The organism is Vagococcus jeotgali, assembly GCF_035918315.1.
GTDB lineage: Bacteria > Bacillota > Bacilli > Lactobacillales > Vagococcaceae > Vagococcus > Vagococcus jeotgali.
This window is the reverse complement of sequence record NZ_CP142146.1, coordinates 1,302,363-1,325,365: the sequence shown is the minus strand read 5'-3', so window position 1 is coordinate 1,325,365 and position 23,003 is coordinate 1,302,363. Positions and strand designations below refer to the sequence as shown.

Here is a 23,003-nt window from a genome sequence, read left to right as displayed (position 1 = left end):
AAAAAGTTGAAGTATTTTAATGGACTAGATATTATTACCTTAACTGAGGGTGAGGATAATGTTGAAACAATCACCCACAATGAAGGAAATAACTGGGTAATTGTTGTTCAAAATAATCAGCGAAAAACGATTGTTAGTACTTATATGGAATATACAGAAAATATGCCTTTATATAGCCGGAATAATTCTTCCTTTTAAATAAATATTATGAAACTACTTTTGATACTCACAAACATCAAAAGTAGTTTTTTTTGTCTGTTATTCATCCAAAATTAATTGGTTTTTATTTTTTAAAATTGCTATGATTATCTTGTATCAATAAGTTAGAAACTTATTGATTAGCTAAATAACTGTATGAGTTAAAAATAATGAGTCAATAGGTACCTTTAGTTATTTTTAGTCTTTTAAATAGAATTAGTCACTATCCTTATGGTACAGAAACTAATCAATAAACTAAAGAGAAAAATAGAAGTTGTAGGGGAGGAAAAACATGATGTTGAGTGAAGTAATTGGAACTCACTGTTTAATATTTGACGGTGCTATGGGAACGGAGTGTTTGAAAAAAGGGTTATCCTATCAAGAATTTAGTCAAAGTGTGATGAGTCATACTGAAGATATTGTAAATATTCATCAATCATATTTAAATGCTGGTGCTAATGTTTTGAAAACACATACCTTTAGCTTGTCCCTGGATGACCTTCCAGAAGAAGAGATACATCAGTTAGGTATTAGAGCTTGTGGTTTAGTCAAAGGATTACATCCTGATTTTTGGGTCTATGATATGAGCCCAGCTCCTCTTGGTTGGGATAAGGAAAAAAGAAGACAACGTTATCAAACACAGGCAAAAGTTGCCTTAGAAGAAGACTGTCACCAGATATTACTAGAGACTTTTTATGATTTGAGAGAATTGAAATATGCTCTAAATTGCGTTGAGGAAGTGGCCCCAGCTATTGATGTGATTGCTTCAATCACTAATTTAGAGGACTTAACTGTAGCTGAAATTGAGCAATTTGGAAACCTTGTAAATAGGAAGCAAGTGATTGCCTTAGGTATCAATTGTGTGTCTGATTTTAATCAGGTAAAATCTTTTCTTGAGTCATTTAGACAAGTATCAGATTTTCCTGTTGTTATTAGTCCTAATAAAGGAATACCAACAAAAGATGATGAGCGTTTAATTTATCCTGTTAGAGATATGGAATATTTAGAAGGAATTGCTCAAATACAAAAGTTTTCTCATGTTAGTATCGGTGGTTGTTGTGGGACAACGCCTGATATGATTTATAAAATAACTCAAATCTAATCAGAGATAAAAAAAGAAGTAAATGGACATGGTGACATGCATCCATTTACTTCTTTTTTTTGTCTTGTTTCATTAAAAAATCAAACCCTGCACCAATAACTAACCCAATACCCAGCCCTAGCCAGATTTTATTGAAAATAACCCCGTAGATAAGACCAAGAGCAACTCCAATATATAGGTAGTATCCTTTTGTTTCTTGTTTTTTCTTTTTAGCCATAAGAATTCTCCTTACAACTATTATAGCAAAGACACCTTGAGACAGACAATACGAAATTCAGGAAAACAAGGGAATCTTATTTATGAAATAAGTAAGGTATGTTATATTGAGGTGGCGAAAATGATGTAAAGGAGATATTTTTATGGAAAAAATCTACCAATGTTTAGAAGAGGTATTTGGCTATACAACATTTAGGGCTGGCCAGGAAGATATTATCCGCTACATTAATCAAGGAGAAAATGTATTAGGGATTATGCCAACAGGAGGAGGCAAGTCAGTTTGTTACCAACTACCCGCAGTGATGAGTTCTGATCTCACTTTGGTTGTCTCTCCTTTAATTTCTTTAATGAAAGATCAAGTAGATGCTTTAAATGATATGGGAATTTCCGCTACGTATATTAATAGTACTCTGGATTATCAAGAGATAAATCACCGGCTTAGGCAAGTTTTATATGGGGATATTAAGCTTCTCTATGTTGCTCCGGAACGCCTTAGCTCAGCAGAATTTATTCAGCAATTAAACCAACGTCAGATTGGTCTAATTGCCATTGATGAAGCACATTGTATTTCTCAGTGGGGACATGACTTTAGGCCAAGTTACTTAGATCTTGCCGAGAATTTAAAATATTTTTCTAATCAGCCGACTATTGTTGCATTAACTGCAACAGCAACTGAAGAAGTAGCACAAGATATTTGCCAGTTGTTACATATACCTAAATCAAACCGTGTTCAAACAGGATTTGCTAGGGAAAATTTATCTTTTCAGTTATTCAAAGACCAACATGATAACTATTTATTAGAATATTTAAAAACTAATAAAGGTCAATCAGGAATCATCTATGCTACGACTAGAAAAGAAGTAGAGCGCCTTTATAGATTAATCAAACATGCTGGGTTATCAGTAGGGATGTATCATGGTGGCCTATCAGAAACTCAAAGATCAAAAAATCAAGAAGATTTTATTTATGATCAAACCCAGGTTATGATTGCTACAAATGCTTTTGGTATGGGTATTGATAAAAGTAATGTGAGGTTTGTGATTCATGCCCAGTTACCTGGAAATATTGAGTCCTACTATCAAGAAGCAGGAAGAGCGGGTAGAGATGGTTTACCTAGTGATGCTATTTTGTTATATGCCCCTCAAGACATTCAAATTCAGCACTATTTTATTGAGCAATCTACTGGTGAGGCTGAATATAAACAGCATGAATATGAAAAACTACGAGAGATGAATCAATACGCTCACACACAGATGTGCTTACAACAATATATTTTGAGGTATTTTGGCGAAAATGGGGTGGCGTGTGGCCATTGTAGCAACTGTCTAGATGATAGAGAAGTTGTTGATATCACTAAAGATGCTCAAAAAGTACTCTCTTGTGTGAAACGTATGGGTGAAAAGTTTGGTAAAGGTTTGATTGGTAAAGTATTGATAGGTTCTAAAGATCAAAAAATTACCCAATGGCAGTTTGATAAGCTATCAACTTATGGTTTATTATCTGACATGACACAAAAAGAAGTTGTAGATCTCATTGACTTTTTAACTGCTGAACAATTACTTGTTCCAACAAAAGATCAGTATCCTGTTTTACTGGTTTCAGAAAATGGCATTGATGTGTTACTTGGGAAAAAACAAGTGTTTAGAAAACAATTAGCTGTTAAGCAATTGATGAAGGCAGATGAATTATTTGAATCCCTTCGATTGCTTCGATCAGATTTAGCAACCAAACAAAACTTGCCGCCTTATGTCGTATTTTCTGATAAAACCTTACAAGATTTAGTAGACAAAGTCCCTACAACATCCATTGAATTTCTACAAATTAAAGGGGTAGGTCAAAACAAACTAGATAAGTACGGAGAAGATTTTATGAGAGTGATTAAACAACATCTTGAAATGCAAGGACATGCTAACTAGTTTGTGAAAAATAGGAGTCAAAAGTTTATAAATGAGAGAAATTTAAGAAAAAAGTTGCCCTTTTTATGATTGAAACGTTTATAATTGAATCGAAAAGATTGTGGTGGTGTTTAGGGAGGTTTTATCATGAATGTATTAGAAATAACCAGTATTATAGGAACGATTGCATTTTCCTTCTCAGGAGCTTTAGCTGCGATGGAGGAGAAGTATGATTTATTAGGAATTGTGGTTTTAGGTTTTGTAACAGCATTTGGTGGTGGTGCTTTAAGAAATTTGATTTTAGGGTTGCCTATGGAGATTTTTTGGAGTCAAACACAGTTATTTTATGTTTCTTTTATAACGATTATTCTTGTTTATTTCTTTCCTAAGAAGTTATCTTCTTTACGAACCTTTGAAATTATTGCTGATGCTGTTGGCTTAGCAGCATTTAGCATACAAGGAGCTTTGTATGGTTTAGAACTACATCATGGTGTTGGTCCAGTCATTGTTGCAGCGATTCTAACTGGTACTGGTGGTGGATTAATTCGAGATTTGTTAGCAGGTAAAAAACCAACTGTACTCTGTGCTGAGGTCTATGGAAGTTGGTCGATTTTAATTGCGTTAGCTATGTATTTTTTACCTCCACAAAATTCAGAATTTTATATTTTATTGATTATGTTAACAGTTATTCTAAGAGTCATAGGGTTAAATCGAAATTGGCGTTTACCCACTGGTGACTTTGTTAAATCAGAAAAAGAAATAATCAATAAATAAGACATGTAGCTAGGTCCAGTATTATTGACTAATAAGGTCCAAAATGCTATATTTCTACTACATGTAAATCGAGACGATATTAATTATAAATAGTTGAGAGAGCGATTGATGAGCAGTTCAATTGTTCTCTTTATTTTTGTGATAATAGGTATATAAAAAGGAGAAAAAAATGAGTATATTAGAAATAGATGATTTAAGTTATGAATTACCTGATAAAGTGTTGTATGAAGACGGATCACTACGTTTAAATAAGGGAGAGCATCTTGGATTAACTGGAAAAAATGGAGCAGGAAAATCAACTCTTCTTAAGATGATACAAGGAGAAATCATGCCTGATAGCGGACGAATTGTGTGGCAAAATAATTTGAAAATTTCTTACTTAGAACAAGTATTGACCTATGAGCCAGGAGACACTATGTTTGATTACTTAAAACAAGCTTTTTCTGATCTGTATAAAAAAAATGATGAGATTCAAGCTTTGTATGTAGAATATGCCGAAACGTATGATGATGCTCTTCTTGAAACAATTGGAAAGTACCAAGAGCAACTTGAAGCTAATGACTTTTATGGTATTGAAACAAAAATTGAGCAAGTTGCCAGTGGTTTAGGCTTGACGGCGATTGGATTAGATAAAGAGGTAGATCAACTAAGTGGTGGTCAGCGCTCTAAAGTCAGTTTAGCTAAATTACTACTTGAAACAGCAGACGTCTTTTTATTAGATGAGCCGACTAACTATTTAGATGTCTCTCATATTGAGTGGTTAGCTGATTATTTAGGTCAATTAGATAGCACGTATATTGTGATTTCTCATGACCGTGATTTTTTAAATAAAGTAACCAATTGCATTTGTGATATCGATTATCAAACTATCACCAAATATAACGGAAACTTAGAAGCTGCTATGAAGCAAAAAGAAGCTAAAGCTGAGCAACATTTAAGAGATTATGCCAAACAGCAAAAAGAAATTGATAAATTAGAAAATTACGTGCGTAAATATAAAGCTGGAAGCCGATCGAATATGGCCAAAAGTCGTGAAAAACAATTGAATAAAATTGAACGTCTAACACCGCCATCTGAAGGTAAACCAGGAAAATTTGATTTTCCATATGAAATGAGTCATAGTCATTTAGTTGTTCAAGTAGATGATTTATCTATTGGTTATGAATTCCCATTACTTGAGCCGATTAATTTTAGAATTCAAAAAGGCGAGAAGATTGCTATTAAAGGATTTAATGGGATTGGAAAATCCACTCTCTTGAAAACATTAGTTGGAGATATTCCTGCCTTATCTGGTGAGATTGAAATGTCTCGTGATACTAAAATTAATTATTTCTCTCAGGATTTAAACTGGGAGCATCCCAATCAATCAGCTGTTGATTGGCTACAATTTAAACATCCAAAACTAAATCATAAAGAAACAAGACGAATGCTATCTAAAAGTGGGATTACTGATGATAATATGACCAAACCACTTAGTCAATTAAGTGGTGGCGAACAGTGTAAGGTAAAACTATGTTACTTAACCTTGATCAAGAGTAATTTTTTAGTATTGGATGAGCCGACAAACCACTTGGATCAACAATCAAAAGATTCATTAAAACAAACACTAAATGAGTTTGAAGGAACAGTTTTACTAGTGTCTCATGAAATGGACTTTCTAGAAGATTTGGCAGATGGCATCTTTGATGTGGCGTTAGGAAAAATGATCTAGTTATTAGTTAGATTTAAAAGACAAACCTTGATGTATGAGGTTTGTCTTTTATTTTTTTCAAAAATTAGCAGATGTAGCGAATAAAAAACAAATAACCTTTAATTTGTTCACAAATACCTTTAATATGTTTGTTAAAAACCAACTATGAAAACGTTATTATTAATCAGTAGAAGAAAGAATAAACCTAGGAGGAGTTTGATGACAACAAATCGTTTAACAAAATCAGCTGCAGTACTTATGATGTTGGCAACAGGAGTTATTGCCACTGGTTGTGCTAAAGATAACTCTAATGAATCAGCTTTGAGTAATTTAAAATTCCAAGAGACGGAAACAAGTAAATTAGATAAGGGTATGGTCAATCAACCAGAATCATCTTATTGGTTTCCAAAGGACTTTCTAGCATGGAGTTTTGACAAAGATCCGGATGCTAAATTTAATGTAGGTAGCGTGCCTCTTGCAAAACGTGTAGATAAAAAAGAATTACCAACTTCCAATGACTCTCAAGATAAAAACATGAATGTTGTAGCATTATCTATTATGAACAACAGTACAAGTGGTAATGCACCACATGGTATTAACACCTTTGATGCTAATGTATTTTCTTATTGGCAATATGTGGATCAAATGGTTTATTGGGGAGGATCATCAGGTGAGGGGATCATCGTACCACCAAGTGCTGATGTGATTGATGCTGCTCATAAAAATGGTGTACCAGTTTTAGGGACTGTTTTCTTCCCACAACTAGCTCACGGGGGAAAAATTGAGTGGTTAGATGAATTTTTAGTTAAGGATGCTGATGGTAATTTTCCAGCAGTAGATAAAATGATTGAAGTAGCTGATGCTTACGGATTTGATGGTTGGTTTATTAATCAGGAAACAGATAATGAAGTAGAAAGTTTTGATGATGTTAAAGACGGTAAAGAAGAGAAGAAAGAGAAAAAAGACGACGAGAATGGTTTTTCTAAAAAACACGCTGATTTAATGCGTGAATTAATTGCTCAGTATGAAGCAAAAGCTGAGGATAGATTAGATTTAATGTGGTATGACTCAATGACAGTTGATGGTGAGATGGACTGGCAAAATGCTTTAACAGACAAAAATAAAGATTACTTAGTTGATGCCGATATGAATCCACTAGCTGACACTATGTTCTTAAATTTCTGGTGGAATACTGATAAGTTTGCTAAAGATGAGTTGCTGAAAAAATCAAATGAAAAAGCTAAAAAAGAAAACATTGACCCATATTCATTGTATGCAGGAATTGATTTACAGGGAAATGGTTTTGCCACACCTGTTAAATGGGACTTATTTATGGATGATAAGGGAACGCCTTATACGTCTCTTGGCTTATATGTGCCAAGTTGGACATTTAATTCATCTGAAACAGCTGATGAATTCCAGGAAAAAGAAGGTATTTTCTGGGTGAATGGTAAGCAAGATCCACGTGATTCTACCTTACCAAAAGGTGAAGAATGGCCAGGTATCTCGACGTTTGCTGTAGAACAAACAGCGATTACAACAGTTCCATTTAAAACAAACTTTAGTTTAGGTAATGGGTATAATTATTTTATTAATGGTGAAAAAGTATCAGCTATGAACTGGAATAACCGTAGTATGCAAGATATTATGCCAACATATCGCTGGGAATTTGACCATGGTAAAGGAAATGAGTTAATACCTTCTATGGACTATACTGATGCTTATAATGCTGGTAACTCAGTTAAATTAAGAGGTAAAATGGCTAAAGGTGAAACAACACATATGAATCTTTACCGCTCAGAAATTGAAATACCAGAAGGTGCTACATTTACATCAACTGCTAAAGCAACGGAAGAAACATCTCTTGATTTAGTGTTAACTCTAGGTGATGACAAAAAAGAAACAATTAAAGCTGATAAAAAAATTGGTGATGAGTGGACGACTGTTACTTATGATATGAAAAATGTTGTAGGTAAAACAATCAAGGAAATGGCTTATGACATCACAAGTGATAAAGAATCACATGATTACGAATTAAAACTTGGTCAATTAGCTATCTTACCAAAAGAAGAAAAAGTAGACATGGCAGTAAAAGATTTAATTGTTGAAGATACTGTCTTTGATGAAGAGGAAACAAACTTCACCGGTGTACGTATGTCTTGGAGTGAAGCAGGGGATGAGAAAGTTGATTACTATGAAATTTACCGTATTAATGGTGATGATTCTCGTTCATTCTTAGGTGCGACACCAACGACAAATCACTATATTAACGCACTAGAACGTAATGATGATACGAACAAAACAGAATTTGAAGTCATTCCAGTAGATGTTTATGGCCGTCGTGGTACAGCAAGTGAGAAAGTTGCAATGGAGTGGCCAGATAATAGTATTCCAAAAGCAAGTTTCAAAGCATCACGTACATTAATTGCACCAGGAGATGAGGTAACATTTACTAATACATCATCACAAAATGCAGAATCTATTGCTTGGGATTTTGTTGGTGGAACACCTGAGAAGAGTGATCAGGATTCAGCAGTGGTTAAATATGAAAAAGAAGGCACTTATGAGGTTAAATTAACAGCTAAAAATGAATCAGGTGAAAATATTGCCGAAGAGAAAAACTTTATCACAGTAACAAAAGATGCTAAAGGTGAGTTACCTAAGTTATCAGAAGGTGCAACGGCAGAAGCATCATCATTTGTCAATGACGGAGAAGCACCAGAGTTTGCACTTGATAGTAAATTAGATACTAAGTGGTGTGCAGTCGGTCCTGCTCCTCATGATATCACGGTTGATTTAGGTCAAGTTGATACAGTCAGTGAAGTGAAAATGAGCCATGCTGAAGCAGGTGGCGAGGGTCCTGATATGAACACGAAAGCTTACAAAATTGAAGTTAGTGAAGATGGAAAAGAATACAAACAAGTCACACGTGTGATTAATAATTCAGCTGGCGAGACTACAGACACATTCGCTCCAGTTGAAGCAAGATACGTAAAAATTACATTAGACAAACCAACACAAGGTGCAGATTCTGCAGCAAGAATCTATGAAGTATCTGTTTATGGTATGAAAAAATAATCATTTTTTATTCATAACTACACATATTTACCCACATAAACAAAGGAGAGGTTGACTTTAATTAGTCAGCCTTTTTTTGTGTTAAAAATACATTAATCACCTATTTTTGTTGCTTTAGAGAAGTATAGTGACTATTTGATCAAGACATCAAGATCAAAATATTTTACAATTTGGAAAAAAGTAGGTATAATCTTTTAGAATGCCTTAATAAAGTCTATAATTGTCTTCTAGTATGAGATGTTGCTTAGAAAAACTTAGGATTATGGTTATTTTTTTAATGAAACTAATACTGATATTTGAAATTTATTGTGATACAATGACGAGACAAGTTTTATTTTCTCCAAGAAAAGTGTAAAAAAATGTCACTGCTGTATGCGTGGAAAGGTGTAGATGATATAAAATGACTCAAGGTAAAAATAAAAAAATTGTTTTAGCAATCTTAGTGATTATATTATTAGTAGAAGTAGTTTTTCTAGCGAAAAAAATGACAACGGATAGGAAAGCAACTGATATGTTAAAAGCAGCTGAGGAAGAGCAGGTTATGATTACAAAGGCTGTGGATCAACTTAAAAAAACTAGTTTGGAATCTTATGTTGCAGACAATACAATTAAAGATCAAGTAACAAAAACGAAAAAATCAGTAGATGAGAATAAAACGATGTTAGAGAATTTAACTCATATTTCTGGTGAAATGAAAAAACAAAAAAGTGATTTAATCACTCAATATGATAATGATTCTAAAGCGATTGATGCAATGAATAAAAAAATAACCATTTCAAAAGAAATAGCGACCACCTTTGACAAAGATCCTTTTAAAGGAAATAGTTTGGAAAAAGGGTTAAGTGTTAGTAAAGTGATGAGTGAAGCAGATGAGAAAAAGATGTCTGAGAACATTAACTCACTTCCTAAAGATGAACAACGTGCCACTTTAGAAGTAGCTTATAAAGATATTGCTTCTCAAACAAAAACAATTCACACGGCACAATCAGAGTTAGATAAGTACATGAACAAAGATGATATTAAAGAAGTCCCATCGACTGAGGAGTTTGAAAAATTAGTAGCTCAAGTAGATGAGATTAAGAATCCAGAAGTGAAGAAACCTCTAATGAATAGGACACAAATTTTACGTAAGGAAATTCAAAAAGAACATCCTGATGAACTAGTAGACAACCGTAAGTTAGTTGCATTAACTTTTGATGATGGTCCGAATGATGGTAGCTCTGTTCAAATTTTAGATACACTAAAAAAACATGATGTAAAAGCGACATTTTTCGTTTTAGGTAATATGGTAGAAAATTATCCTGACACATTAAAGAGAATTGCTGATGAAGGACATGAAATTGGTAATCATAGTTATGACCATTCTGATTTGTCTACTCTAGATCAAGCAAGTGTGAAAAAACAAATTGATGTCACAAATGATGCTGTTGAAAAAATTACAGGAAAACGTCCAACGATGCTTCGCCCGCCGTACGGAGCATATAATGAAACTGTCACAAATGCGACTGATATGGACATTGCTTTATGGAATGTGGATACTCTAGATTGGCAATCAAGAAATTCTGATGCTATTTTAGGTCAAGTGAAAGCTCAGCCATTTACACAAGCTGTTGTATTGATGCATGACATTCATGACACGTCAGCTGATGCTCTAGAAAATGTGATTCTTTATTATAAAGATCAAGGATATACATTTGTACCAGCTAGTGAATTAATTGGTCAAATTTAAACCAAGAAGAGGATGACTAATTTGTCATCCTCTTTTTGGTCTAAATGAATAGTACTTCATAGTTAAAGTAAAACCAACTTTTGACTTATTCAGTTTTAATGAGTAGTAAATATAGATATAAGAGATGTCTATATAATTTGATGACATAATAAAATTAAAAATATGAAGGAGAATATGATGACACCAGAAGAATTAGCAACATTTAAAGAATATGTTAGAGAAGATAAAACGTGGATTAATGATGCCTATTACCGTTTAAGAGAAATCCCAGAAGGTTATGAGTTTGCCAAACTAGAAATTGATGCGTGTGGTGCATCCATAGTAAGTCCTAAAATCACGTTACAATTAGATAAAGGGCAGTGGTAAGCTATTTCATTAATTGATTTAAGTGTCAGCCCAACAGTTTTTATCGAATTAAGCGATGACACATCTCAAGTACTAAAGACAAAACTAAAGAAGCTGATGAGAGATTGTCAAACAAGTTATCAGAAAACCTAAGGAGGAGTAAATGATTCAAGCATATCAACATATCGATATATTGCCATTAACTGTTCAGCAACGTTATGAGATTTATTCTAAAATGACAGTTAAGCAACGTGATTTATTAGATGATTATAGAAAATATTTACTTCGTTCTGAGTTTTTACAAAATAGTTATTTGCAAGCTTCTGATTGGCGTTTTGATGATTTAAAAATAGACTATCACTATCCCAAAGAAACGCAAAATCAACTGTTTTGTCAGTGCGGCAGAAGATTAAAGTTTCAATATATTATTGTGTCAAAAGTCACAGGGGAAAGTCTAGCTTTAGGTAGACAGCACTTTAAAGATCACTTAAACATTCCAGCTCAAGTTGCAACAGAAATAAATCGTCAAATCAATCATGTGGATTTAGGGATTGATGAGTTATTCACTTATATTAAAGCAGGCATCCCATTTCCAAATGATATATGGCAACAATATCAATATTTATTATTTCAAAATCATATGCAACAAACTCCTCTAGAGGTTGATTTAGCTTTTATTAAGAAGGTAGCAGCTTTTTCTGAGGCTGACATGCCATTATATTTTACTGATATGACTAGTTTAAATAAAAAGTTAAATGTATTGTCAGATTATTTAAAAGGAAAGAAAGAAGTGACGGATGAGTCGGCCTTTGACTTGTTTAAGGAGCATTTCCATCAAGAAATTGAAAGAGAAATTTTGTTCCAGCAAACTGCTATTTGGTCGGAGCAAATTAAGCAACAAATGAAAAAACAAGGCAAGCCAGTCAAAATTTCAGATTCTTATTTTTTAGAATTGTATCAATTAATTCAGGATAATGAAAAAAATGCTTCTAAATTAAAAACAGCACTAAACAAATTTTCTCACCGTGGGATGGGTAGATGGATCCAAAAAGAGGTTTATCAACACTTGTATGAACAAATTATAATTTATGGGTTAAGTGAAGAGTTATTTACTCAAATCCATCCTTTTTTTAGAGAGGGATTACAGATTTATGTGACATATGATAAACGAGGCGTAGAGGTAGAAAAAACTATTTCAAAAATCGAATCTTTGCTAGAGGAGTTAGATACTACTGAAGTGTCAGCTGTTTTAGATTATTTTCAGATGAAAAAACCGATTGAATGATGAGAAAACTCTTGATTGCATGGCATGAATAAATCATATATAGTGATAAAGTCTATAAATGTAAGAAAAGAGGGAAATAATGAAACCATCAATCTATGATTTAACCCAATCAGAACTAAGTGATTGGTTAGTAGAACATCATGAAAAGAAATTTAGAGCGAGTCAAATTTGGCAGTGGTTGTACGAAAAACGTGTGATAAGTTTTAAAGATATGTCAAATTTATCACATAAAACAATTGAATTATTGGAAGAGTCATTCATAATTGCTCCTTTAAAAGAAGTGGTTGTACAAGAAGGTGAAGATGGAACAACTAAGTATTTATTTGAATTAACTGACCACCATATGATTGAGACGGTTTTAATGCGTCAAGCATACGGGTTATCAGTTTGTGTGACCACTCAAATCGGTTGTAATATTGGCTGTACATTTTGTGCGAGTGGGTTACTAAAAAAACAACGTAATTTGACAACTGGTGAAATTGTCGCTCAAATTATGAAAGTTCAGCACTATCTCGATGATCAAGGAAAAGGTGAGCGTGTTAGTCATATTGTAGTCATGGGAATAGGTGAACCTTTTGATAATTATAAAAACGTTATGAATTTCTTAACAATCATGAATGATTCAAAAGGTCTCCATATAGGTGCTCGTCACGTGACGGTTTCAACCAGTGGATTAGTTCCTAAAATTAAAGAGTTTGCTGAAAATGGCTTACAAGTCAACTTGGCTATCTCGCTTCATGCGCCAAATAATGAAGTTAGAACATCAATTATGCAAATTAATAAAGCTTATCCTATTGAGAGATTAATGGATGCTGTTGATTTTTATTTAGAGAAAACTAATCGCCGAATAACATTTGAGTACATTATGTTAGCAGGTGTTAATGACCAGGCTGAACATGCTAGACAATTAGCTGAATTATTGAAAGATAAGAAAAAATTAACTTATGTTAACTTAATTCCTTATAACACTGTAGAAGAGCATAATAATTATCAAAGAAGTAGCAAAGAAGATACGTTAGAATTTTATAATATTCTAAAGAAGCAAGGTATTAATTGTGTCGTACGTCAAGAGTTTGGAACAGATATCGATGCTGCTTGTGGTCAGTTAAGAAGTAAGCAAATGAAGAAAGAAAAAGTTAAAAAATAATAATGAGTAAGTGGGGATGTAAGTGAAACCTATTATTGGTATTTCAGGAAATGAAATTCAAGATGCTGGTAGCATATTACATAATATGCCGATTACCTATTTACCAGCTGGTTATGCTAGAGGTATTCAGGCAGCAGGGGGATTACCTATTCTTATTCCAGTAGGTACAAATGAAGATGCAAAAATGTATATCTCAATGATTGATAAATTAATCTTAACAGGTGGTCAAAATGTCTCTCCGAGTTTATACGGTGAAAAATCTATTCATGAAGAAGAATTAACATACTTAGAACGTGATATATTTGAAATTGCCTTAATAAAAGAAACGTTAGCCCAAAATAAACCAATTTTAGCTGTTTGTCGGGGGATGCAGTTATTAAATGTGGCTTTAGGTGGCACTTTAATACAAGATCTAAGTCTTAGAGATCCAGAGCCAATTAAGCACATGCAAGCCCCACTAGATAGATGGGTAGCCACTCATGACGTCATAATTGATAAGAATCATGTTTTAAGTCAAATTTACGGTACACGGCCAAAAGTCAATTCTTTTCATTTTCAAAGTATTAACAAGCTAGGTCACTGTATGAAAGTAGTTGGAAAAAGTCCAGATGGAGTCATTGAGGCGGTATCACCTCTTGATGAATCAAAAAAATGGCTTGGTATTCAGTGGCATCCTGATTTTGCATGGGAAGAGTTACCTCAAGAAAAAGAAATGTTTAAGTATTTTATTGAAAGAATGTAGTGTGTATGTGATTAAAGTAAAAAATACTTTTATTTGTTGACATTTCGACTATTTTTTTTTAAACTAGGTATTGTAATAATTCGTACAGATAACACAGTATGTTTACTGTGTCGAGAGAGAGGCGGAATTTATCAATTGATAGATTTCGTCTATTTTTTTGAGAAAATGTTAGGAGGATAATAATGACAGAAAAAAAATTTCACGTTAATTTAGCCGTATTAGCCACTGGAATGATGGCATTTGCTGGTGTGCTAATTGAAACAGCAATGAACGTAACTTTTCCAACTTTAATGCAGGAGTTTGATATCTCAACATCCCAAGTGCAGTGGGTAACAACTATTTATCTATTAATGATTTCAATAGTGGTACCCCTTTCATCTTACATGATAAAAAATATTAGCCGTCGTCAGTTATTTTTAGCATCCAGTTTATTATTTATAGCTGGTGTGGCTGTTGATGCTTTTGCATTTAGTTTTTTATCTCTATTATTAGGTCGTGTGTTGCAGGGGGTTGCTACAGGGATTGCATTACCCTTAATGTTTAATATTATTTTAACAAAAGTGCCACTAGAAAAAAGAGGGATGATGATTGGTATTGGTAATTTGACGACCTCAATTGCACCAGCCATGGGCCCAACATATGGTGGTGTTTTAACCACGCAACTTGATTGGACTTATATTTATAAGTTTTTAATTCCAATTTTGATTATTTCCACATTGATTGGTCTATATGCCATTCCAAAAGAAAAAGTGAGTAAGCAAGATACAATCAATATTAAAGCTGTTATCTACTTATCAGTGATGTTCACTGGTTTATTGATGTTCTTTAGTTATTTAGAAAATGGACTAGGTTGGGTATCACTAATTGTTGGTTTAATTAGTGGTTGGTTATTTTATCGTAGTAACCAAGAAAAAATGTTACTTAATCTATCTGTTTTTAAACATAAAATGTTCACTATTTATTTAGCTTCATTTTTAGTTTTCCAAATTTTACTCTTAGGTGTTTCTTTTGTATTACCTAATTTTATTCAGATTGTACAAGGAGTACCAGCCAGTGAGGCAGGGCTTATGATGTTTCCAGGTGCCTTAGTTGGGGCATTGTTTGCTCCAATATCTGGTAAGATTTTAGATAAGTTAGGCTTTAGAAAACCTATTGGGGTCGGGATTGCTGTGGCAACAGCTGGTTGGTTGCTTTTAATTTTAATTATTCAAACTGGTAGTGTGCCATTAATTATCTTGTCTCACGTTATCTTTATGATTGGTGTGGGACTTGCTTATAGCAATGTGATGACAGTTGGCCTATCTTCAATTGATAATAACCTTCAAAATGATGGTAATGCTGTCTTTAGTACTCTACAACAATTTATGGGGGCCATCTCGACATCATTTGTAGCGATTATTGTTGGGTTATTCCAAGCTAAATCAAGTGATTTTGCTCAAGGAACAAGCATTGGATCTAAAGTTGCTTTAATTTGTTTATTTGTGCTATTAGTAATAAGTAGTTTAGCAGTCTTTAAAACATTTAAAGAAAAAGTTAAGCAATAACATGAAAGAGTTAGTCAAGAATGAACTTATTAAGTTTGTTTCTTGACTAATTCTTTTTTCTTTTTACAATTAAGGTATAAAGAAATTTTGAGGAGAGGTTTGACATGGAGAGTTTCATCACAGGATTTGATCCTTCATTTAAATGAGTTAAAAAAATTGATCACAAAAAAATAGAAGGAGTTGAGATAAGCCAAATATCTCCTTGATGTCTTTTGATTTAATGATTATTTTTAACCACAAGGAAGAGTTTAATGAGTTAAGTAGTCAGACTCATAAAAAAAATAATTAGAAATATCTAGTGATATGATATACTAATAATTGAAATAATAAAGAAGGGGGCAGAACAAGATGCTTGTGAATGGTATTGGCTTGTTCAAGCCTGAAGAATGGCAACATTTATTGGACAAATACTTCACACTAAGTACTTTGGTCCATGTCATTGATATTTTAGTGGTCTGGTACGTGATTTATAAATTAATTATGATGTTAAATGGCACAAAAGCCACCCAAGTATTTAAAGGTATTGCTGTGATTATTATTGTGAGGATTGTGAGTGATTTTCTAGGATTAAATACTGTCTCCTGGCTAATGAATCAGGTTATAACGTATGGTGTCATTGCAGCTATTGTTATTTTTCAGCCAGAAGTTAGACGAGGCTTGGAACATCTGGGGCGTGGGACGATAATAAAGTCTCCTCATGCTAAACAAGATCACAAAGAATCATTTATTACAGCCCTTGATGACTCACTACAGTATATGTCAAAGAGAAAAATAGGTGCTTTAATTACCATCAAAAAAAATGATAGTCTGACTGATATCATTGAAACAGGTATTGCTTTAGATGCAGATGTGTCAAGTCAGCTATTAATTAATATTTTTATTCCAAACACACCTCTACATGATGGTGCTGTTGTGATTGAAGGAGATAGAATCGCATCAGCCTCATCATACCTACCATTGTCAGAAAGTACGACAATTCCAAAAGAATTTGGAACAAGGCATAGAGCTGCTATTGGAATGAGTGAGGCATCTGATGCCTTAACTTTGGTTGTCTCAGAGGAAACAGGTGACATCAGTATTACTTATAATAAAATATTTTTACCCAGATTATCCAGAGAAGCCTATTTAGATGTTTTAAAAAGTGAGCTATCTGAAAGTAAAGAAGATGACAAGCATAATGTGGTTGTGAAATTCTTTGATGATTTGAAACATTCTTTTTCAAGGAGGGGTAAAGATGAAGAATAAAGAAAACAGATCCCCTTGGCTAATTAGAATATTGTCTCTTTTTTTTGCGATTTTACTTTACTACAATGCTAATTCCTTAACGTTAAGTAGTAATAACCCTAACCAACATTTTAATAATCTAGAGGCAACGGCAGAAAATGTACCAGTCAATGTGACGTATAATCAAGAAAAATATTTTATTTCAGGTTTTGAAGAAACAGTTCAAGTTGATTTAACAAGCTCAAATAAAATTTTATTAGACAAAGAATCAAATGCAGAAACAAGGGGTTTTTCAGTTGTTATGGATTTAACGAAATATGGTGAAGGGCATTTTGATGTTCCGTTAGAAATCATAGGTCTACCTAAATCAATTCAAGCAACTATTGAGCCAGATATCTTGTCCGTTGTGATTGAAAAAAGACAAACGAATACTTTTAAAGTAGAAGGTGCTGTCGATAGTAAAATTTATGCTGATGGTTATGAGACAGAGTCCATTGTGATTGATCCGCCTGTCGTTAATATATCAGGTGCAGAGTCATCTATTAAAGAGATTGACCGTGTGATTGCAGGTATTAGTGACAAGTCTAATATCACAGGTAATTTTTCTGAAAAAGTAAAGCCATATGCGATCAATAAAGATGGTCAACCTTTAAATGTGATAATTGATCCAGAAACTGTATCTGTTCAAGTAGGTGTTACTGTTCCTAGTAAACGAGTCAGGGTCACCCCTATTCAATCTGGTATTATTCCAAAAGGGATTAAGGACTACACTTTTTCTATTCAAAATGACATGGTAGATTTAGAAGGGCCAAAAGAGATATTAGATGAAATTAATGGTATAGATTTAAAAATTGATACAACCAATATAAGGGAAACGATGAGTAGCTCTTATGCAGTCGTTGTACCAAGAGGTGTTAAGGCTAATCCAGAATCAGTCTTTGTAACAATTAAACCAAATGAAGTATCAACTGATAAAAGTTCAGTCAGTAAAAAATAGACACAAATAACGTGTTCTGTTACACTGTCAACTATAAAAATGAAGATGAGAAAATGTGAGGAGATTTTTAATAATGGGTAAATATTTTGGAACAGATGGTGTTAGAGGTGTTGCTAATAAAGAATTAACACCAGAATTAGCGTTTGAAATTGGTCGTTGTGGTGGGTTTGTATTATGTGAACATAGCCGATTGGGGGATGAAAAACCTCAAGTTTTAGTTGGTAGAGATACTAGAATTTCTGGGCAATTATTAGAACAGGCTCTTGTTGCAGGTCTTTTGTCTGTAGGAATTGAAGTCTTACAACTAGGTGTCATCTCAACACCAGGAGTCGCTTATTTAACTAGAACACAAAAAGCAGCAGCAGGTGTGATGATTTCAGCTTCTCACAATCCAGCTGAGGATAATGGTATTAAGTTCTTCGGACCTGATGGATTTAAGTTAGCTGATGATGAGGAAGAAGAAATTGAACTATTACTAGATGCTAAGGAAGACACTCTACCTCGTCCTTCTACAGATGGATTAGGGACTTTAGATGTCTATAAAGAAGGGTCACAAAAATACATTGAATTTCTAAAAAAATCAGTTAAAACAGAAGATAAATTAGCTGGTTTAACAGTTTGTTTAGACGGAGCAAATGGGGCAACTGTACCACTTGTTAACCAATTATTTGCTGATTTAGGTACTGAGTTTTACACAATGGGTGTTAGACCTGATGGCTTAAATATTAATGCTGGCGTTGGTTCTACTCATCCAGAAGCATTGGCTGAATTTGTAGTGGAAAAACAAGCTGATTTAGGGTTAGCTTTTGACGGCGATGGTGACCGTGTGATTGCAGTTGATGAAAAGGGCCAAATTGTTGATGGAGATAAAATTATTTACATTTGTGGTAAATACTTAGCTTCTAAAGGTGAGTTAAATAAAAATACTGTTGTTGCGACAGTGATGAGTAATTTAGGGTTTCATAAAGCGATTAATGAAGCAGGCTTAAAAGCTATCACAACCCAAGTTGGAGACCGCTATGTGGTGGAAGAGATGCGAAAACATGATTATAATTTAGGTGGCGAGCAGTCTGGACATATTGTTTTCCTTGATTACAATACAACAGGTGATGGTTTGTTATCTGGTATTCAATTAATGCAAGTTATGAAAGAAACAGGGAAAACTTTGTCGGAACTTGTGTCAGAGATTGAAGAATATCCACAAAGATTAGTTAATATTCGCGTTTCTGATAAGTACGGTGCGACTGAAGTACCTGCTATTAAATCAGTGATTGAAGAAGTCGAATTAGAGATGAATGGTGACGGGCGTGTATTAGTTCGTGCATCAGGGACAGAACCGTTGCTACGTGTTATGGCAGAGGCACCAACAAAAGAAAAAGTTGATTATTATGTTGATAAAATTAGCAACGTAGTTATTGAAGAGATTGGTATTTAATAATAAGTGTTCTATAAAGTAGAGTCAGGCTTAAAACCTGGCTCTTTTTTTGTGAATTGATTAAAACACGAACTATTTTTGTTAAATCGCCGATTGTAAAATTAAGCTAGACAAATAAAAAAATCATTTGTGATACACTCAAATTGTCCAAATTGTATTTCCGACGAAAGAAAACAAGGAGAGTGATCACAAATGACCTATATACATCTTACTACAGACGAGCTTGTTTTAATAGAATCTTATTATCACCAAGCTAAAAAAGTTAAACATGTTGCTGATACTTTAAAAAGATCAAGACAAACTATTTATAATGTTTACAACGCTTTAAATGAGGGATTATCTATTCTAGATTACTATCAAAGATACAAAAAAATAAAAAGAAATGTGGAAGGCGTCCTATTTCTTTACCTGATAATGAAACAAAATATATTCAAAACAAAGTGGCTCAAGGATGGACTCCTGACGTGATTATCGGTCGTGCTGAGATTTCTATTTCTTGTTCTGTTCGGACACTTTATAGATTGTTCTCGCGTGAATCTTTTGATTCCACAACTTTACCAATGAAAGGTAAAAGAAAACCTAATGGGCATAAAGAAAAACGAGGTAAACAAGCATTTAAACGAACCATTCATCAGAGAGACGCTGAGCATAACGAGTTTCAAAGTGAATTTGGTCACCTAGAAGGTGACACTATTGTTGGGAAAAATCATAAAAGTGCTGTTATTACATTAGTTGAAAGGTTATCAAAAGTTATTATTACCTTAAAGCCAACAGGGAGACAGGTTGCGTCAAGAATTATGTGTAAATGGAAAATCCATTCCATTTTTTTAGAGAGTGTAATATAAACCGTGTAAGTAACCTACCATCCTAGGTAGTGGGTTGCTTCGCGGTTTTTCTTTTTTTACAATAGATTAAAGGAGTGGTAAGTCATGACAAAAAAGAAAAAAGATCAAAAATCAGCGAAGTTAGCTCAATCAATTATTGATGCCTATCAACCAGAATCGGTTGAAGACATGCAAGAAGCCCTAAAAGATGTTTTTGGACCGATGTTTGAAGCAATGCTTCGTGGAGAATTAGATAATCATTTAGGTTATGAGAATCAGTCAAGACAAGAAAAAGAAACTCAAAACAGACGGAATGGATATGGAAATAAAAAATTAAAAACAAGTTTTGGTGAATTAGACATTCAGGTTCCTAGAGATAGAGACGCTTCTTTTGAGCCAGAAATTATTCCTAAAAGAAGCAGAGACGTTTCAAGTATTGAAGGAAAAGTTCTTTCTATGTATGCCAAAGGCATGAGTCAACGAGATATTGCCTCGACAATTGAAGATATTTATGGTTTTACTATTTCTCATGATATGGTGTCGGATATCACAGATCAAATATTACCAGAACTTGAGGAATGGCAAATCAGACCTCTGGCCAAATGCTATGCCTTCTTGTTTGTCGATTGTATGTATGTCACTCTAAGAGAAAATTATGAAGTGAAAGAATGTGCGGTGTATACAATTCTTGGTTATGATTTAAAAGGAAATAAAGAAATTCTAGGTCTTTGGCTAAATCAAACAGAATCGAAAAATAGATGGATGCAGATTTTTGATGAGATTAAAGAGCGTGGCGTTGAAGATATTTTGTTTATTTCAATGGATGGTGTATCAGGGCTTGAAAATGGAGCCAAAGCTATTTTCCCAGGTGTTGTCGTTCAACGTTGTCTGGTCCATTTAGTTAGAAATGCCCTTCGTTATGTGCCAAGTAAAAGTTATAAAGAGGTTTGTAAGGATATGAAGTCTTTTTACAGTGCCTCCTCTTTAAAAGCGGCTCAAACAGCTTTTGATACCTTTCAAACAAAGTGGGCAGTCTATCCTGGAGCTATTGATGTTTGGAAAAGAAATTTCCACCATGTCGAACAATTATTTGATTACGGCTCAGCTATTCGAAAAATAATGTACACGACAAATGCTGTAGAAAGTGTTCACTCTAGTTTCCGCAAGGTAACTAAAAAAGGAGCTTTCCCTAATGAGAATGCCCTTCTTAAGCTATTATATCTTCGAGTGAAAGAACTTCAAAGTAAATGGGAAGGTGGGCATGTTCATAATTGGGCTATGGTGCTTAACCAATTAACGGTCAACGACTCTTTTTCAAAACGTGTCGAAAAATATAATCGTTACTAATCAAAATAAGTGAGACATATAAAATTTGACAACGAGTCTCTCGTCCTGCGATTTTTTATCGGGACAAGAGGTTTATTAAAAATACCCTCTTATTCCTAGAGATTATCACAGGACGACTCATTGTCAAATTGAGTTTCTATTTTTATTTTTAAGGAATTTACACACTTAACTTGACAAACCCTTTCTATTTTTATTTTTAAGGAATTTACACACTTAACTTGACAAACCCAGGATTTATGAATTCCGACTCTTTTATTTAAGAACTATGATTACTTATGTCACAGTCTCCTCTTTTTAAGAATAAAAAATGTTAGTTATACTATTTTAAATAATACTTTCCTTAATACCAATCAACATTTCATTATCTAACTTGGAACAAAATTCGCTCAGTAAAGTAATTGTTTGACTATAATCTTTTCTATGGATTAGAAGAGTAGGAGAGTGCATGTAGCGAGTTGGGATAGAGAGTGTCATTGTTGGGACGCCTTCCATTGCTTTATGAATATTACATGCATCGGTTCCACCATCTACCATAAAGTCATAGTTCACATCTAGTTTATTATCTACAGCGACTGTTTTCATAACATCATATAAACCTTTATGTGCCATCGTTAAAGAGTCTAAAAATGACAAGATGACACCATTTCCTAAAGCAACATTTCCCTTGTCTAAAGGAGTATCTAAACTCGTTGTAACATCTAGTGCAATCGCAATATCGGGTTTAATTGTGTGAGTTGCAGTTCTAGCACCCCGAATACCAACTTCTTCTTGTGTAGAGGCAACAAAGTATACATTAGCATCTGTATGTGTTTCTTTTAATGCTCTAGCCACCTCAATTAAAACACCAACACAAATCCGATCATCCCACGCTTTTCCACATAAATAATTTGGATTATTCATAACAAAGAATTCAGTAGCTGGAGTTACCATATCCCCAATCTCAATGCCTAATTCACTGACTTCAAGATCATTCGAGACCCCTAAATCTAAGTATAAATCTAGAGGGTTGATAACAGTATTACGATCTTTTTCATTCATTCCATGAGGTGCCCTTGATCCTATAATACCAATAATTTGTTCATCAGTACTTGTTGTTATTACCATTTTTTGTGAAGGCATTACATGACCCCACCAACCACCAATGGGCATTAAAAAGATAAAACCCTGCTCATCAATATGTCGTACTATAAAACCAACCTCATCCATATGAGAAGAAATCATAATTTTAGGACCATCTTCTTTACCTTTTTTTAAGCAAATAAGTGAACCAGAGTTGTCATAAGAAATATCATCACAAAATTCTGTCATATAATCTTTGACAATTCGACTAACATATTTTTCACAACCACCAATGGCATGGACATCACTCAAGCGAGATAAAAGGGTCAAATCAATATCTCCATATGCTTTTTCCATCAAAATCAACTCCTT

Annotated in this window: 18 protein-coding genes and 1 pseudogene; 17 read left to right on the top strand and 2 right to left on the bottom strand. The window is 33.7% G+C overall.

The window, feature by feature from the left end:
* Positions 1-6 precede the first annotated feature (6 nt).
* Positions 7-198 carry a hypothetical protein gene (locus VSF34_RS06685; RefSeq protein WP_326716570.1) on the top strand — a complete coding sequence of 64 codons (192 nt, stop codon included), beginning with the start codon at positions 7-9 and terminating at the stop codon, positions 196-198.
* A gap of 295 nt (positions 199-493) precedes the next feature.
* The gene (locus VSF34_RS06680) at positions 494-1,300 is read left to right on the top strand and encodes a homocysteine S-methyltransferase family protein (RefSeq protein ID WP_326716569.1); all 807 of its coding nucleotides are present in this window, start codon (positions 494-496) and stop codon (positions 1,298-1,300) included.
* A gap of 46 nt (positions 1,301-1,346) precedes the next feature.
* Here the strand turns inward: VSF34_RS06680 and VSF34_RS06675 are convergent, their stop codons facing one another.
* Complete coding sequence (locus VSF34_RS06675; protein WP_326716568.1) at positions 1,347-1,517, bottom strand: glycine zipper domain-containing protein; 171 nt, start codon at positions 1,515-1,517, stop codon at positions 1,347-1,349.
* 142 nt (positions 1,518-1,659) lie between these two features.
* On the opposite strand from VSF34_RS06675, the gene recQ reads away from it, so the two are divergent.
* The 15 genes and pseudogenes from recQ (at position 1,660) to VSF34_RS06600 (ending at position 21,572) form a co-directional block, all read left to right on the top strand.
* Positions 1,660-3,432 (top strand): DNA helicase RecQ, encoded by a 1,773-nt coding sequence (gene recQ, locus VSF34_RS06670; RefSeq protein ID WP_326716567.1) that lies wholly within the window; start codon positions 1,660-1,662, stop codon positions 3,430-3,432.
* Positions 3,433-3,558: 126 nt separating this feature from the next.
* Positions 3,559-4,185: a trimeric intracellular cation channel family protein gene (locus tag VSF34_RS06665; RefSeq protein WP_326716566.1), complete on the top strand. Its 627-nt coding sequence runs from the start codon at positions 3,559-3,561 to the stop codon at positions 4,183-4,185.
* A 169-nt stretch (positions 4,186-4,354) separates the two neighbouring features.
* Positions 4,355-5,896 (top strand): ABC-F family ATP-binding cassette domain-containing protein, encoded by a 1,542-nt coding sequence (locus VSF34_RS06660; protein ID WP_326716565.1) that lies wholly within the window; start codon positions 4,355-4,357, stop codon positions 5,894-5,896.
* Between the two features lie 198 nt (positions 5,897-6,094).
* Entirely contained in the window at positions 6,095-8,953 is a 2,859-nt protein-coding gene (locus VSF34_RS06655) for an endo-beta-N-acetylglucosaminidase (RefSeq protein ID WP_326716564.1), read from the top strand.
* Positions 8,954-9,353: 400 nt separating this feature from the next.
* Complete coding sequence (locus VSF34_RS06650; RefSeq protein ID WP_326716563.1) at positions 9,354-10,682, top strand: polysaccharide deacetylase family protein; 1,329 nt, start codon at positions 9,354-9,356, stop codon at positions 10,680-10,682.
* Between the two features lie 162 nt (positions 10,683-10,844).
* Positions 10,845-11,048 (top strand): hypothetical protein, encoded by a 204-nt coding sequence (locus VSF34_RS06645; protein ID WP_326716562.1) that lies wholly within the window; start codon positions 10,845-10,847, stop codon positions 11,046-11,048.
* 142 nt (positions 11,049-11,190) lie between these two features.
* The gene (locus VSF34_RS06640) at positions 11,191-12,312 is read left to right on the top strand and encodes a hypothetical protein (RefSeq protein ID WP_326716561.1); all 1,122 of its coding nucleotides are present in this window, start codon (positions 11,191-11,193) and stop codon (positions 12,310-12,312) included.
* Between the two features lie 79 nt (positions 12,313-12,391).
* Entirely contained in the window at positions 12,392-13,459 is a 1,068-nt protein-coding gene (gene rlmN, locus VSF34_RS06635; RefSeq protein ID WP_326716560.1) for a dual-specificity RNA methyltransferase RlmN, read from the top strand.
* A 22-nt stretch (positions 13,460-13,481) separates the two neighbouring features.
* Positions 13,482-14,201 carry a gamma-glutamyl-gamma-aminobutyrate hydrolase family protein gene (locus VSF34_RS06630; RefSeq protein WP_326716559.1) on the top strand — a complete coding sequence of 240 codons (720 nt, stop codon included), beginning with the start codon at positions 13,482-13,484 and terminating at the stop codon, positions 14,199-14,201.
* 182 nt (positions 14,202-14,383) lie between these two features.
* Complete coding sequence (locus VSF34_RS06625; RefSeq protein ID WP_326716558.1) at positions 14,384-15,745, top strand: MFS transporter; 1,362 nt, start codon at positions 14,384-14,386, stop codon at positions 15,743-15,745.
* Between the two features lie 348 nt (positions 15,746-16,093).
* Complete coding sequence (gene cdaA / locus VSF34_RS06620; RefSeq protein WP_326716557.1) at positions 16,094-16,990, top strand: diadenylate cyclase CdaA; 897 nt, start codon at positions 16,094-16,096, stop codon at positions 16,988-16,990.
* Positions 16,980-17,966: a CdaR family protein gene (locus VSF34_RS06615; RefSeq protein ID WP_326716556.1), complete on the top strand. Its 987-nt coding sequence runs from the start codon at positions 16,980-16,982 to the stop codon at positions 17,964-17,966. Before cdaA ends, VSF34_RS06615 begins: the two co-directional genes overlap by 11 nt.
* A gap of 73 nt (positions 17,967-18,039) precedes the next feature.
* A complete protein-coding gene (gene glmM, locus VSF34_RS06610; RefSeq protein ID WP_326716555.1) occupies positions 18,040-19,401 on the top strand; it encodes a phosphoglucosamine mutase in 1,362 nt (453 codons plus the stop codon).
* A gap of 192 nt (positions 19,402-19,593) precedes the next feature.
* Positions 19,594-20,183: pseudogene (locus tag VSF34_RS06605) on the top strand (IS30 family transposase); the annotation flags it as partial.
* Positions 20,184-20,330: 147 nt separating this feature from the next.
* Entirely contained in the window at positions 20,331-21,572 is a 1,242-nt protein-coding gene (locus VSF34_RS06600; protein WP_227258472.1) for an IS256 family transposase, read from the top strand.
* Between the two features lie 324 nt (positions 21,573-21,896).
* On the opposite strand, the gene VSF34_RS06595 is transcribed toward VSF34_RS06600, so the two are convergent.
* On the bottom strand, positions 21,897-22,988 hold the full coding sequence (locus VSF34_RS06595; RefSeq protein WP_326716554.1) for a M42 family metallopeptidase: 1,092 nt from the start codon (positions 22,986-22,988) through the stop codon (positions 21,897-21,899).
* Positions 22,989-23,003 lie beyond the last annotated feature (15 nt).

Excerpts from the sequence above, each read along its gene's own strand:
- VSF34_RS06680 (WP_326716569.1), top strand. The coding sequence starts at position 494 with ATGTTGAGTGAAGTAATTGGAACTCACTGTTTAATATTTGACGGTGCT.
- VSF34_RS06675 (WP_326716568.1), bottom strand. The coding sequence starts at position 1,517 with ATGGCTAAAAAGAAAAAACAAGAAACAAAAGGATACTACCTATATATT.
- recQ (WP_326716567.1), top strand. The coding sequence starts at position 1,660 with ATGGAAAAAATCTACCAATGTTTAGAAGAGGTATTTGGCTATACAACA.
- VSF34_RS06665 (WP_326716566.1), top strand. The coding sequence starts at position 3,559 with ATGAATGTATTAGAAATAACCAGTATTATAGGAACGATTGCATTTTCC.
- VSF34_RS06660 (WP_326716565.1), top strand. The coding sequence starts at position 4,355 with ATGAGTATATTAGAAATAGATGATTTAAGTTATGAATTACCTGATAAA.
- VSF34_RS06655 (WP_326716564.1), top strand. The coding sequence starts at position 6,095 with ATGACAACAAATCGTTTAACAAAATCAGCTGCAGTACTTATGATGTTG.
- VSF34_RS06650 (WP_326716563.1), top strand. The coding sequence starts at position 9,354 with ATGACTCAAGGTAAAAATAAAAAAATTGTTTTAGCAATCTTAGTGATT.
- VSF34_RS06645 (WP_326716562.1), top strand. The coding sequence starts at position 10,845 with ATGAAGGAGAATATGATGACACCAGAAGAATTAGCAACATTTAAAGAA.
- VSF34_RS06640 (WP_326716561.1), top strand. The coding sequence starts at position 11,191 with ATGATTCAAGCATATCAACATATCGATATATTGCCATTAACTGTTCAG.
- rlmN (WP_326716560.1), top strand. The coding sequence starts at position 12,392 with ATGAAACCATCAATCTATGATTTAACCCAATCAGAACTAAGTGATTGG.
- VSF34_RS06625 (WP_326716558.1), top strand. The coding sequence starts at position 14,384 with ATGACAGAAAAAAAATTTCACGTTAATTTAGCCGTATTAGCCACTGGA.
- cdaA (WP_326716557.1), top strand. The coding sequence starts at position 16,094 with ATGCTTGTGAATGGTATTGGCTTGTTCAAGCCTGAAGAATGGCAACAT.
- VSF34_RS06615 (WP_326716556.1), top strand. The coding sequence starts at position 16,980 with ATGAAGAATAAAGAAAACAGATCCCCTTGGCTAATTAGAATATTGTCT.
- glmM (WP_326716555.1), top strand. The coding sequence starts at position 18,040 with ATGGGTAAATATTTTGGAACAGATGGTGTTAGAGGTGTTGCTAATAAA.
- VSF34_RS06600 (WP_227258472.1), top strand. The coding sequence starts at position 20,331 with ATGACAAAAAAGAAAAAAGATCAAAAATCAGCGAAGTTAGCTCAATCA.
- VSF34_RS06595 (WP_326716554.1), bottom strand. The coding sequence starts at position 22,988 with ATGGAAAAAGCATATGGAGATATTGATTTGACCCTTTTATCTCGCTTG.